This window comes from Bacillus nitratireducens, assembly GCF_001884135.1.
In the GTDB taxonomy this organism is placed as follows: domain Bacteria; phylum Bacillota; class Bacilli; order Bacillales; family Bacillaceae_G; genus Bacillus_A; species Bacillus_A nitratireducens.
On record NZ_MAOC01000037.1, the window covers coordinates 39,959 to 54,145 of the forward strand.

General features: G+C 37.9%; 13 protein-coding genes. 4 read left to right on the forward strand and 9 right to left on the reverse strand.

Features of this window, described 5'->3' with window-relative positions; translation table 11 throughout:
* Window positions 1-70: 70 nt before the first annotated feature.
* Window positions 71-1,093, reverse strand: a complete 1,023-nt coding sequence (locus BAU23_RS13795) for a YeiH family protein (protein WP_071734653.1) — start codon at window positions 1,091-1,093, stop codon at window positions 71-73.
* A gap of 152 nt (window positions 1,094-1,245) precedes the next feature.
* Here BAU23_RS13795 and BAU23_RS13800 point away from each other — a divergent pair, with 152 nt between their 5' ends.
* The 4 genes from BAU23_RS13800 to abc-f all read left to right on the forward strand — a co-directional run bounded on the left by BAU23_RS13800 (window position 1,246) and on the right by abc-f (window position 5,009).
* Window positions 1,246-2,139 (forward strand): LysR family transcriptional regulator, encoded by an 894-nt coding sequence (locus tag BAU23_RS13800; RefSeq protein ID WP_001100000.1) that lies wholly within the window; start codon window positions 1,246-1,248, stop codon window positions 2,137-2,139.
* Window positions 2,140-2,190: 51 nt separating this feature from the next.
* On the forward strand, window positions 2,191-2,559 hold the full coding sequence (locus BAU23_RS13805; RefSeq protein ID WP_001219183.1) for a MerR family transcriptional regulator: 369 nt from the start codon (window positions 2,191-2,193) through the stop codon (window positions 2,557-2,559).
* 4 nt (window positions 2,560-2,563) lie between these two features.
* A complete protein-coding gene (locus BAU23_RS13810) occupies window positions 2,564-3,109 on the forward strand; it encodes a flavodoxin family protein (protein ID WP_000497593.1) in 546 nt (181 codons plus the stop codon).
* 265 nt (window positions 3,110-3,374) lie between these two features.
* A complete protein-coding gene (gene abc-f / locus BAU23_RS13815) occupies window positions 3,375-5,009 on the forward strand; it encodes a ribosomal protection-like ABC-F family protein (protein ID WP_071734654.1) in 1,635 nt (544 codons plus the stop codon).
* A gap of 281 nt (window positions 5,010-5,290) precedes the next feature.
* Here abc-f and BAU23_RS13820 read toward each other — a convergent pair whose 3' ends face one another.
* The 8 genes from BAU23_RS13820 to prfB form a co-directional block, all read right to left on the reverse strand.
* Window positions 5,291-5,602 carry a YbjQ family protein gene (locus tag BAU23_RS13820; protein ID WP_000637520.1) on the reverse strand — a complete coding sequence of 104 codons (312 nt, stop codon included), beginning with the start codon at window positions 5,600-5,602 and terminating at the stop codon, window positions 5,291-5,293.
* 65 nt (window positions 5,603-5,667) lie between these two features.
* Complete coding sequence (locus BAU23_RS13825; RefSeq protein ID WP_016130854.1) at window positions 5,668-7,383, reverse strand: ABC transporter ATP-binding protein; 1,716 nt, start codon at window positions 7,381-7,383, stop codon at window positions 5,668-5,670.
* 127 nt (window positions 7,384-7,510) lie between these two features.
* Window positions 7,511-8,695 carry a PDZ domain-containing protein gene (locus BAU23_RS13830; protein WP_176527010.1) on the reverse strand — a complete coding sequence of 395 codons (1,185 nt, stop codon included), beginning with the start codon at window positions 8,693-8,695 and terminating at the stop codon, window positions 7,511-7,513.
* 95 nt (window positions 8,696-8,790) lie between these two features.
* On the reverse strand, window positions 8,791-10,227 hold the full coding sequence (locus BAU23_RS13835; RefSeq protein WP_000830323.1) for a S41 family peptidase: 1,437 nt from the start codon (window positions 10,225-10,227) through the stop codon (window positions 8,791-8,793).
* A 118-nt stretch (window positions 10,228-10,345) separates the two neighbouring features.
* Window positions 10,346-11,239: a permease-like cell division protein FtsX gene (gene ftsX / locus BAU23_RS13840; RefSeq protein WP_000645024.1), complete on the reverse strand. Its 894-nt coding sequence runs from the start codon at window positions 11,237-11,239 to the stop codon at window positions 10,346-10,348.
* Window positions 11,229-11,915 carry a cell division ATP-binding protein FtsE gene (ftsE, locus tag BAU23_RS13845; protein WP_071734655.1) on the reverse strand — a complete coding sequence of 229 codons (687 nt, stop codon included), beginning with the start codon at window positions 11,913-11,915 and terminating at the stop codon, window positions 11,229-11,231. The genes ftsX and ftsE overlap by 11 nt, the downstream gene beginning before the upstream one ends.
* 321 nt (window positions 11,916-12,236) lie before the next feature.
* Window positions 12,237-12,560 (reverse strand): cytochrome c551, encoded by a 324-nt coding sequence (cccB, locus tag BAU23_RS13850; RefSeq protein ID WP_071734656.1) that lies wholly within the window; start codon window positions 12,558-12,560, stop codon window positions 12,237-12,239.
* Between the two features lie 458 nt (window positions 12,561-13,018).
* Window positions 13,019-14,117 (reverse strand): peptide chain release factor 2 gene (prfB, locus tag BAU23_RS13855; protein WP_097809445.1). Its coding sequence is split into 2 segments (ribosomal slippage): window positions 13,019-14,044 and window positions 14,046-14,117, totalling 1,098 coding nucleotides; the frame shifts between segments, so codons are not numbered across the junction.
* Window positions 14,118-14,187 lie beyond the last annotated feature (70 nt).

The following is a 14,187-nucleotide window of genomic DNA, read 5'->3' on the forward strand; positions in this document are numbered from 1 at the left end:
AATTGCAAGTAAAGAAACCTTTACAAAAAAAGGTAAAAAAAAGAGACATCTATAAGATGCCTCTTTGCTACTACATAAATCCTAATGCATATACAAGAACGTACCCAAGAACAGATAAGCAAACCGAGCCAATCAGCCCTGCCACAAATGCTCTGCTTCCTAATTTGCGGAACGTTTTAAACTCTACATTTAAACCGAGTCCTGCCATCGCCATTGCAATAAGCATGTACGCAATGACTACAATATATCCAGCAACAACTTCTGGGATAATCCCAAGCGAATGCACTGCACTCATTGCTAAAAATCCGAAGATGAACCAAGGAATCGGAAGATCGCGCCACGATCCTTTTTCTTTGCTTCCCTCGCTCTTACCAAACCATAATCCAATTAAAATCGCTACTGGCACAAGCATCGCAACGCGCGTTAATTTCACAATAACTGCGATGTCTACAGCCGTGCTACCGCCTGGTGCTGCAGCCGCGATAACGTGAGCAATTTCGTGCAGCGTCGCCCCTGAGAACACGCCGTAACCGTAGGGTGAGAAACCAAGCACTGGGTATAATAGCGTATAAATAAGTGTAAATATTGTACCTAAAATTGCAATAATCGCTGCCCCAACTGCCGTTTCTTCATCTTTCGCTTTCACTTGGGGTGCAATTGCTACGACCGCTGCCGCGCCGCAAATTGCAGTCCCGCATGCTGTTAAAATCCCAAGTTTCTTTTCTACTTTAAATACTTTCGTTAGTCCATATACAACGAAAATTGTAAATGTAATAACAACCGCTGCGATAACCAATACTTTCGGTCCCGCCTTTGCAATATCTACAAGATTTAACCGCATTCCAAGTAAGATAATCCCGAAACGAAGCAACTTCTTACTCGCAAAGTTCGTTCCCACTATCGCTTCTTGAGGAATCCAGATTGCGGCGCGCCAAACCATCCCGATTAGAATAGCGATTACTAATTGTCCCATAATATTTAAAAATGGAAGCTCTGCTAAATATTTCGCGACAATGGCGATTAATAACGTAATCCCAATACCTTGCGAAAATCCAAAGCCCTTCTTCTTTTGTATAACAAGTGTTTGTTCCACCTTGTACCACCCCAATAATCATATTGGAACATGCATGTTCTTTCTAGTTACATTATAAGAGAGTTTTAATAATAAGTTTAATATCAATATCGAATCTCTATCATCAGAAATACTTATGATAAAATAAAAACAAAAATAAAGGAGCCTAACAAATGAACGTTGACATTTTGAAAATCTTTGTTACTGTCGTTGAACAAAAACATTTTTCGCGTGCTGCGGAATTATTAAACCTTTCACAACCTGGCGTAAGCATGCACATTCGCAACTTGGAAAATGAATTTGGAACTACACTTATTCAGCGCTCCCCCAAGCACGTCCAAGTTACGGAAGCTGGAAACATATTATACATACACGCAAAGCAAATGCTTTCACTTTATGAAGATGCAAAACAAGAAATTAATGAATTGCACAATGTCGTAACAGGAACGCTGCGAATCGGCGCTAGCTTTACAATTGGTGAATATTTGCTTCCAAAAATACTCGCTAACTATGCGAATGAAAATCCACACGTCGAAGTTCATACATTTATCTCCAATACGGAAGAAGTTTTGCAAAGCCTTCGCTCTAATCAAATTGATATCGGCTTAGTCGAAGGCCAAGTCGTATACGCTGACGTAGACGTTGAAACTTTTATGCAAGATGAAATGAAACTCGTCGTCCCGCCAAACCATCCATTGCTCCATATCAAGGGGATTAACGAAAATACATTGCAAGACCAAGTCTGGGTATTAAGGGAAAGTGGCTCTGGCACACGTGCCTATAGCGATCGTTTTATACACCAACATCATTTAAAAATGAAACGCTTCTTTACATTTAGCAGTATTCAAAGCGTGAAGGAAGCCGTTGCAGCCGGTCTTGGCATCGCTATCCTTTCAGATTGGACTGTTCGAAAAGAACTGTTGGCACAAGAAATATTCCACATCCCCGTTCCGAACGAAGAGCTAATCCGTCCATTCTCCATCGTGCGCGGCAAATATTTTATCTCGTCTAAAGCTATTCAAGTCTTTTTAAAACACGTAGATTCTTTTGCGAAAAAACAGAGTTGACCTTTACATTAGTGTGAAGGTTTACAATACATGTAAAAGGAGTGAAACGCATTGCGAATTGGAGAGTTATCAAAAGAAACTGGGGTTAGCGAAAGGGCACTAAGACATTATGAGGAAAAGGGATTACTCCCTTCGAAACGCCTAGCAAATGGCTACCGTGATTTTGATGAAAGTGCAATCGAAAAAGTAGAGCTGATTCAAATGTATTTACAGCTCGGCTTAAATTTAGAAGAAACAGAACGAATGCTACGTTGCCTTGAAATTGAGCCGCATCTTTACGAAAATCCGTGTAGTAGTATCCTTGCACTTTACGAAGACAAACTTGGTGAGGTAACGAAGCAAATCACATTACTTTCCAACATTCAAACAAATTTACAAAAACACGTTTCACTCCTAAAACAAGCAAAAGAAAAGAGATGATTACATGTTTGTTATACATGGCAGTTCAAGACCAAACGGAAATACAGAAGCTTTAACACATATGGTGATTGATGGAATTGAAACAGAACAAATTTACTTGCGTGATCATATCGTCCACCCAATCATAGATCAGCGCCATGATGCAGAAGGGTTTCAACCTGTAAATGATGACTACGAGCAGTTAACCAAACGCATGCTAGAGCACGACACGATTATCTTCGCTACACCGCTATACTGGTACGGAATGAGCGGCCACATGAAGAACTTCGTTGATCGCTGGTCACAAAGCTTGCGTGATACATCTCTTCATTTCAAAGAAAAAATGAAAGGCAAAAAAATGTACGTTGTCATCGTTGGCGGAGACAATCCAAAACTGAAAGCATTGCCGCTTATCGCCCAGTTTCAATATATCTTTGATTTTGTTGGCTCATCATTTGAAGGGTATATTATTGGGGATGCGAATGGACTAGATGAAATCAAGAACGATGCTGAGGCGCTGGCAAAAGCGCAATTGTATAATAACAAATTCAAAAATAGCAAACAGAAATAAGTTTGACAAATCCATTTGTATGCGCATACAATAAAAATAATATTATGAAAGGAAGGTACTTTGACCAATGAAGTTCTAATTCTCTTATTTATTTCATCCATCACAAATAGTGAACAAAAATGATGAAAACTAGCAGAGGATTAGTCTGTCCATTTGTCGATACTTTCTTTCGATACGATCATGTAAAAAATCGTTTATTTATGTACGATTTTTTACATTGAAGGGCGACGTTTATCCTCTCTAGTGAAACTAGGGAGGGTTTTTTATGACTATTTTAATCGCACGTAATATCGAAAAGAGCTTTGGTGATCGCACCATATTTACGTTACCATCACTAGAAATTCAAGCAAACGATCGTATAGGAATTGTCGGAGTCAACGGATCCGGAAAATCTACGTTATTACAAATATTAAGTAAAGAAATAGAAGCTGACAAAGGTACAGTAACTCATCATAGCTCTATCGCCATCATTCCTCAGCTTAGCGAAGAAATACCGGAAACCGCTTCTTCCCTCGCTAAAGGAAAATGGAATATTTCAAACGTCGCAAATTCAATGAGCGGTGGTGAACGAATGCGCCTAAAGATCGCCCATGCCCTCGAACAAGATGCAGGCATTCTATTTGCTGATGAGCCAACAAGTCACTTAGATATGTTTGGTACAGAGCAATTAGAAAAGGCACTTTTATCTTACAAAGGTGCACTTGTTTTAATATCACATGATCGTGACTTCCTAAATACCATATGTACCAAAATCATCGAAATTGAAGACGGCATAATTCAAGAGTACAAAGGGAATTATTCAAACTATCGAAAGCAAAAAGAACGTGAGCGAATACAAAAACAAGCAGAATATGATCAATATATACAAGAAAAAAATCGGTTAGAACAGTCAATTTCACAAAGAAAGCAACGTGCTTCTAGCATGACCAAAATCCCAACACGGTTCAGTTCATCTGAATCTAAACTTTATAAGTGCAGCGGGGCTCATGGGCAAGAAAATGTTAGCAAAGTAGCGAAAGCACTAGAAACACGCCTTGAAAAGTTAGAAAAGAAAGAAAAGCCGAAAGATTTTTCTCAAGCTCAGTTTGACGTACAATACCACACACCAATTCATAGTAAAACGGTTGTACAGTTTAATAAAACAACGAAGAAAATAGGGGATCGCACACTATTTAAAAATATGAATGGAACATTTGTCCCTGGGGCAAAGCTTGCTATTTTAGGGGCAAACGGAAGCGGAAAAACAACCTTGTTCAAAATGCTTCTCGCAAACGAGCGTGGCATTCAGCTTTCGAAAAGTTGTAAAATTGGATACTTTGAACAAACATTATCTATTTTAAAAACAGATAAAACAATTTTAGAAAACGTTCTAGAAGAAACAAACTATACAGAATCGTTCGTTCGAACAATACTTGCAAGGCTCCTATTCCGCCGCGAAGATGTTCATAAACCTGTGCACGTCTTAAGTGGTGGAGAACGCATGAAAGTTGCACTCGCAAAAGTATTTTTAGGAAACTATAATATGCTTCTGCTCGACGAACCGACAAACTATTTAGACTTGGCAACACAAGAAGAATTAGAAAACATGTTACAGGAGTATCCTGGCACAATACTTTTCATTAGCCATGACCGTGCATTTATTCGTTCTGTTGCCAACCATATTCTACAAGTAGATGAGAGCGAACCAAGAATATTCCACGGCAATTACGAGCAATACACAAAAAGAACCACCGGGGATTCTGTAAACGTTACTGAACAAGAATTATTACGATTACAAACAAAATTAACAGAAATCATCAGCCGGATTTCTATCCCAAATCAGCATGATGACATCACATTTCTCGAACAAGAATATGAAAAATTATTAGTTCGAATTCGGCAGTGTAAAGAAGCGCTCTAATGTCTTCCCCATATATCGACGGGACCTTCCACATTTCCCAAGAAATATCGAGGCTTCGACATAGAATATCACCCTACCTATCATGTTAGACACAATAACAACAAAAAGCCGTGCACCAGCACGGCTTTTCACTTTATCCCGCTATTTGTGGGCAGTAAGACTCCCACCTCAAAATTCGGCTTGAGCAAAGAAATTAGGTGGGAGTCGGGCTGCCCGTAAACGCCCGATTGGTGAAGGCTAATAATCAGTGGGGGATGCCCCCCACTGATTAAAGTTTCACTTTATATACGGACAGCAGTCCCACTCACCGCAACCATTAGCATCCCTTCGCGAACTACTTCGTAGTCCACGTCGATACCAACAATGGCGTTCGCATTTTTTTGTCTTGCGAGAGTTTTCATCTCTTCCATTGCAATGTCGCGCGCTTCTTTTAATTTGCTTTCATAAGCGCCTGAGCGACCACCAACAACGTCGCGAACAGAAGCAAACAGGTCACGAACGATATTCGCCCCCATAATTGCTTCTCCATTGACGATATCGATATAATCAATAATTTCTTTCCCTTGAATTGTAGAAGTTGTTGTTACAATCATGCTTTATAGCCCCCCATATAAGATTTTCACTTACTTATGGTGCACTAATTCAGCAGAAATTATATTTACGAACTGAATTGAGCTTCATATAACCGGCTGTATCCTCCGCCTTGCCCAATTAGTTCCTCATGCGAACCTTGCTCTGCAATACCATCTTTATTTACAACAACGATACGATCTGCATTTTTAATCGTTGCAAGCCTGTGAGCAATAACTAATGTTGTACGGCCAACAGATAGTTCTGCAAGTGATTTTTGGATAGCAAGTTCCGTCTCTGTATCTAGCGCAGAAGTTGCTTCATCTAAAATTAAAATTGGTGGGTTTTTCAAGAACATGCGAGCAATCGCTAAGCGCTGCTTTTGTCCTCCTGAAAGTTTCACACCACGCTCACCGATAACTGTATCTAAGCCATCTGGTTGCGAGTAAATCAAGTCCTCCAACTGGGCACGTTTTACCGCCTGCCAAATGTCAGCTTCTGAGGCTTTTAAGTTTCCGTAAGCGATATTTTCACGAATTGTTCCTGAGAATAAGAAAACATCTTGCTGTACAATTCCAATTTGCTTACGAAGTGACGACAACGTCATCTCTTTTGTATCAATGCCATCAATTTGAATCGATCCAGATGATTGTTCATAAAAACGTGGTAATAAACTACATAATGTTGTTTTCCCTGCCCCTGATGGCCCTACGAAAGCAACTGTTTCACCTGCATGTATTTTCAAACTAATATCGTTTAAAATCGGCTCTTTATTTTCATATCCGAACGTGATGTTATTGTATTGAATATCACCGTGTACATGTTTTACTTCAATTGCATCTTTAGAATCTACAATATCCGGCTCTGTTTCAAGAAGCTCTACATATCTTTTAAAACCAGCGATTCCTTTCGGATAACTTTCAATAACCGCATTAATTTTTTCAATTGGGCGGAAGAAAATATTCGTTAATAAAACGAATCCAATAAATCCACCGTACGTTAATTCACCTTGCAGAACAAACCATGTACCACATATTAATACAAAAAGTGTTACAAGACGCATCAACATATAACTAATCGATGAATTTAACGCCATAATTTTATACGCCATTAATTTCGTTGTACGGAAACGAGCGTTGTTCACAGCGAACTGGTCTTTCTCAAACTTTTCATTTCCGAATGCTTGTACAACGCGGATACCACCAACATTGTTCTCAATACATGCATTGAAATCAGCAACGTCTGAGAATAAACGTCTAAACGTACCTGTCATTTTTTTATTGAAATAAAGTGCCAACCATAATAAGAACGGAATCACGAAGAATGTTAGAAGCGCTAACTTCCAGTTGATCATCATCATAAATGAAAATGCTCCAACTAAAGTCATAACAGCAATGAATAAATCTTCTGGTCCGTGGTGAGCAATTTCCCCAATTTCCATTAAATCATTTGTAAGACGTGAAATTAAATGACCTGTTTTATTATTATCAAAAAATCTGAATGATAGCTTTTGAATGTGATCAAATAATTTCTGTCTCATATCTGTTTCAATGTTAACACCAAGCATATGTCCCCAATATGTAACGACATATTGTAAACCTGCATTTAACACATAAACTGCGAATAAACCGAAACAAGCCCATAAAATAAGCGTCCAGTTTTGTCCTGGTAATAACTTATCAATAAATTGATTTACGATAAGCGGGAAACCAAGTTCGAGTAAACCTGCGATAACTGCACAGGAAAAATCGAGTACGAATAAACCTTTGTACGGTTTATAGTAAGAAAAAAATTTACGTAGCATATGTTTCCTCCCTTTTCCAAATTAAAAAGACTCTCTAAATGATAACCATTATCAAATAATTATTCAAGTTATCCGTCTATGAAACTAAAAAAACCTTCATCTATTTCGGATGAAGGTTTTCCATTTATTATATAGCTTCTGAATCCCACTCATGCTCCTGCTGAATAAACACAACACCTAATTCGTGATGACCTCCGGCGTATAATGCCGTTTGAGCAAGACGAAGCTCCCCATTTGTGTCTAATACTTCTAATTTACAAAATGCTCCTGTTGTCTTCGTTTGAAGCGCATCATAAAACTCTTCTGTACTTCTTGGAATGACTCCATTTACTTTCGTAATAACTTCTCCAGGCTTTAAATGCATCTCTGCCCCAATTGTATTCGGAATTGTATCTAGCACAACGAGCCCATCATTACGTGCGGCAAAGTACGCCGGCCTTGTCTCATCCGCAATTTTCTCTTGCATTGAAATTGTGAAACGCCCAAGCATTGCAACTCCCATCGCAATTATCGCGAATACGTGCCACCAATAACTTGCGATTCCTAAAACGAGTACGAGTCCTGCTAGTCCATATACACGTCTTCCTGTAAATAATAAAGCTTCCTTCGGCTCATAACTTCTAATCTTTCTCATAAATCCAATTAAAAATGGAACGAGGAATAAAGAGTATGTAGTTGAACCTATTGAAACGACAGGCCACCAAGGAATAAATCCTGTCACTGCGTCTCCTGGTATAAGAATAAATACTGGTACAAGCCATAGACGATTTGATTCATGTAGTCCAATTCGTAACCCACGCTTACCTTTTTTAATTTTCGGCGTAGAATATCGTACTGCATTTTTAGAGATCAATAAACCCTCTACAACGAGCATAACGCCTAGTAAAATAGCAAGGGATACAATCGTACCCTCTTCACCTTCTCCAAGCTGTAAGAAGGAAACTGGCATCTTAGACGATAACAACACGAATGCAATAGCGATACCGAACGTATACGCTACAGATAAATATCGATACATAGCAGTTAATCCAAATAATAACGTCCAAAGTAAAACTGCCCATAAACTCGCTTTTGAAACGACAAGCCCGAGCCCAATCGTAATAATAGATACGATTAATCCGTACCCAATACCTGCAAATAGAGTTGTTCGTAGTTCAAACCAAATATCATATACTTTAAAAGAAAAATCTTTTCGTTCTCTTAATATACGTAAGTATCCAACGAAGATACTACTAATTAAAAATACATAGACAGCAGGGTGTAAGAAAAAACGTCCAACTGCTCGTAATATTTCAAAAAGCCATGCCTCCACGAATTCATTCACCACCATTTATATCATTCTTTCTTTTTATCTTATCATATTTAACACATAAAAAAATACAGGCATCAAAGTGCCTGTATTCTTTCTTATTTCGCTATTAATTTCAATGCCGTTTGTAATTGTAAATCGTTTTCTCCAGAACGGATTTTTTCAATAATTTTATTTTGAATTGCTTCAGCTGTCTTTTTATCAAGTTGCCCTGTCGCTTCAATCTCATTTGCATTTTGGAACGCTTTTAGTGCTGATTCTGTCTCTTTACTAAAGTATCCATCTTCACGACCTGGTACATATCCTAAGCTCTTAAGCATTTCTTGCGCGTGTTTTACTTGCACATCATTTGAATTGTATGAAAGTGTCTTTTCAATTTGAAGTGGTGTCGCATGATAATAATCTGGTTGCTTCACTTCTACAGTTGGCGCGATTCCTTTTTTATGAATCCAATTACCGTCCGGTGTTAACCATTTAAACATCGTTAATTTGATGTTGCTGCCATCTTTAAATGGAACAGCCTGCTGAACAGTACCTTTACCAAACGTTTTTTCACCAATTAAATCGTATCCTTCTCCTTCTTTTAGCGCACCAGCTAAAATCTCTGAAGCAGAAGCACTTCCGTTATCAATTAATACTGAAATTGGATATGATTTTCTCTCTTTCAATTCCGTAGAGAATTTCTTCTTCTCACCATTTCGCTGTTCTACTTGCAACATTGGCTTTTTATCTGTCATGATTTCTCCTAGTATGTCTTCTACACTATTTAAATAGCCACCAGGATTGCCACGTACATCAATAACTAAGCCTGTAATATTTTTCTTTTCTAATTCTTTCAACTGATCCTTAAACTCTTTCGCAGTATTTTCAGCGAAAGAAGTAATTTGCATATAACCGATATCTTTTCCGCTCTCTTTCTTTACTGAACTAAATACAGTGAAGATTGGAATCTTTTCACGCTTAATTTTAAATACGATCGGATCAGCTACTCCTGCGCGCTTAATTTCAATTGCAACAGTCGTTCCTTTTTTACCACGAATTTTCAATACTGCTTCTTCACGTGATAAATCTTTCACACTATTTCCATCTACAGATAAAATTTGGTCGTTCGGTTTAATTCCTATCTTTTCTGCTGGTGAACCTTTAATCGGCGATACGATAATAAGCTTACCGTCCGTCTTGTTCACTTCAGCTCCAATCCCTTCAAGCTCAGGATCTAGTGACTGACTAAACTGTTTTGCCGTTTCTTTATCCATATACGTGGAATAAGGGTCCTTCAGCGTAGACAACATGCCTTGTATTGCACCTTCGACTAACTTGTCGTCTTTCACGTCTTCCACATAACGTGAATCGATTAGTGCATACGCCTCATTAATTTTTGCCAAATTCCCTTGCGCTGTGCTAGCATTGCCATTCGACATCGTTTGCGTTACATACGCTGGATTTATCCCAAGCCAGTACATACCGCCAAACATCCCGCCAGCACCAATTAAAAATGCAACAACCATTCCAATAATTGCAACTCTACGTTTCAATGCGGAATTCCCCTTTCCAGAACACACAGGTGGTGTAGCAAAAGGCATCACACGATGTGTGATGCCTTTACCTATTTCTACTATATGATAAGCTTGTACGAATTATGTTTGCAACTTTTTATACTTTTAAGAAGCGACGAATTGACATTACACTTCCCCACATACCAATTAATGCACCAATTAACACTAATAAACCAGCTAATTGGAATACGAACGGGTTGTATGGTAGAAGCTCGAAAATTGTTCCGCCAAGTTTTTCATTAAACACACCTTGCAATGAATTATATATAACTAAAATTACTCCGATTGGAATAATTGATCCTAATACTCCTAGGAATAATCCCTCTAACAAGAACGGCCAACGAATAAACCAGTTTGTTGCACCAACAAGTTTCATAATTTCAATCTCAGTACTACGAGCATAAATTGTAATTTTAATTGTGTTAGAGATTAAGAACATCGCTGTGAATAGAAGACCAGCAATTAACGCAATCCCGATATTACGACCAGTTTTTACAGTATCAAATAATTTTTCAACTTGACCTTTACCATATTGAACATTACTTACAAACTGCATTTTCTCAACTTTTTTCGCAATCGCTGCTGTATCAGTCGGCTCTTTCGCCTTTACAACAAATACGTCTTTCAGTGGGTTATCTTGCTCAAATAATTCGAACGTTTTTCCACTATCGCCTAAGCTTTTAATTAAACGTTTCAACTCTTCTTCTTTAGAAGAATATTTAATAGAATCTACTTTCGCAATTTTACTCATATCTTCTTCTAATTTCTTTTGATCAGCTTCTTTTGCTGCTGGATCAATATGCACACGAATTTCTACATCTTGCTCTACTTTCGTCGCAAAATGGTTCATATTCATAATCGCTGTTAAAAAGACACCTACAAGTAATAATGTAACTGTTACTGCACTTACAGAAGCAAACGTCATCCATCCGTTACGGGATAGATTTTTCACACCTTCTCGCAAATGTCGACTAAGGGTTTTAGCCTTCATATCCGTATCCTCCCTCAATCTCGTCTCGAACAATTTTTCCGCCTTCAATTGCAATTACACGATGACGAATTGTATTTACGATATCTGCGTTATGTGTCGCCATAACAATCGTTGTACCACGCTCATTAATACGTTTAAAAATCTTCATAATATCAAGAGGTGTTTCAATATCTAAGTTACCTGTTGGCTCATCGGCAATTACAACCTTTGGCTTATTTACAATCGCTCTTGCAATCGCCACACGTTGTTGCTCTCCGCCCGAAAGCTCATTTGGAAGTGCATCGGCACGCTCTTCAAGACCAACAAGACCTAATACTTCTGTAACGCGCTCACGAATCGCATCTGGTTCTTCTTCAATTACCTCTAAAGCAAACGCAACATTCTCATATACCGTTAATTTAGGTAGCAATTTAAAATCTTGGAAAATTACGCCTAATTGACGACGGAAATATGGAACATCTCTTTCTGCTAATGTTTCAATTACAAGTCCATTTACATTAATTGATCCTGTAGATGGTTTCTCTTCACGATACATCATTTTAATAAATGTAGATTTTCCGGCTCCACTCGGTCCAACTACGTATACGAATTCACCTTGTTTAATGTTAACTGTGAGACCAGCAATGGCTTTCATACCATTTGGGTACTCCTTATAAACATTCGTCATTTTTATCATTATTTATCACCCAATACTTAATGATTTTTTTCGAAATACTTTTCTGCACATTTGAAAATAAAAGAAAACCTTACTCTCGCTTGACCATTCTTGTTGAAGGTAGCTTTCATACATGCTTTTTATTAGCACCGCTACTCTATGTAATATATTTCATCAAAATTCTACAAACCTCATTGTAACATCAATCGGTTTCCAGTTCGGATACAATTTTGTTACAGTTATGTTACATCCCCAAAAAAGGTAAACGAGCTAATGTAATTGCTTAACCTAAAGCGCTTTTCGGTCAAGTTATACAATCAGCTCGTTTATTAATTACGTTTCTTATTTATGTTCAGCTAACCACTCAGCTACTTTTTTCGCATCTTCACCTTGAATAATTCCTGGTGACATTGAACCGCGACCTTTTTCAATAATCTTTTCAATCTCTGCTGCGTCGTATTTCTGCCCTACTTTTCGTAAATCGGGTCCAGTTGCTCCTGATAAATCTTTAGCATGACAGCCTATACAACTTTTTTGAAAAATTTGTTCTGCACTATCTGTACTTGCAGATTGTTTAGAAGGTTTACTTTCTCCTTTATTTCCACATGCTCCTAAAGCAAAAACGACTGATGTTCCTAACGCAATAGCCAACAATTTCTTTTTCACTTCTATCGCTCCCCATTGTTGATATTCTTTTCATTCCTAACTAGGCAATAGTCCTCATAACACACTCAATATTCATTATAAGCATTATCTTTATATAGAAAAACTAAGGTGTATTTCATATTTTTTACAAATATATCGAGAAGCCTAATAAAATAAAGCTTTCACAAATTGTTTCAATTCTGTGAACACCTTAGAAAATTCTATAAAGAACCTCTTTCTTCAAAGTAAATCAAAAAAATTCTATATAAGATCCTACTCTATTACCGCTTTGTTTTACTATTCTCTACTTTTTACAAAACAATATGCAGCGTTGTATTCTACATATAATCTCATCAAAAAGAGAAGTTGTCGTTTTCAACTTCTCTTCCTCATTATTTCATCAATATAAATAAGATAAACCTCTTTATATCCTCTTTTACCTCAGCATGTGCCAACAATCCTGTTGGCTTTTTCTCTTATTAAATACGAGAACGTAAATACGCATCAATAAATGGATCAATTTCTCCATCCATAACTGCTTGTACGTTACCGACCTCTGTATTTGTACGGTGGTCTTTCACAAGAGAATACGGGTGGAATACGTAAGAACGGATTTGGCTACCCCATCCGATTTCTTTTTGTTCACCGCGGATTTCATCTAATTGTGCTTGTTGTTCTTCTAATTTCTTTTGATATAATTTTGCTTTTAACATTTTCATTGCATGCTCACGGTTTTTAATTTGAGAGCGCTCTGACTGACATGTTACAACCGTATTTGTCGGTGTATGCGTAATACGAACTGCTGAATCTGTCGTATTAATGTGCTGCCCACCAGCTCCACTTGCACGGTACGTATCAATTTTCAAGTCTTCTGTACGCACTTCAATTTCAACTTCATCATTGAACTCAGGTACAACTTCACAAGATACGAATGATGTATGACGACGACCTGAAGAATCGAACGGTGAAATACGTACAAGACGATGTACACCTTTCTCTGCTTTTAAGTAACCGTAAGCGTTATGCCCTTTAATTAATAAAGTAACACTCTTAATACCAGCTTCATCACCTGGTAAGTAGTCAACCGTTTCTACTTTAAATCCACGTTTTTCAGCCCAGCGTGTATACATACGTAATAACATAGAACCCCAGTCTTGTGACTCTGTTCCACCTGCACCTGGGTGTAATTCTAAAATCGCGTTATTTTTATCATAAGGATCGCTTAGCAGTAACTGAAGCTCATACTCATTCATCTCTTGAATTAAAGTTTTCACTTCTGACTCTAATTCCTCATGTAAATCCTCATCATACTCTTCCTTTAACAGTTCATGCGTCATTTCTAAGTTTTCGAACGTCTCATCTAACTGACGGAAACTTCCAACCATATCTTTCAGCGCATTCGCTTCATTAATTACAGTTTGTGCGCCTTGTTGGTCATCCCAAAATCCTGCGCTCATCATTTTTTCTTCTAATTCTGCAATTTGTTTTTCCTTAGTAGGGAGGTCAAAGAGACCCCCTAAAAGCCGCTAATCTCTTAGCCATTTTTTCTAATTCTTGCCTAATTTCTACTAATTCCATTTCCTTCACCTCTATGTAATTGCTGTTACTTTCATATGAAAACAAGGGAAACTCTCTCCGCTTATTACGG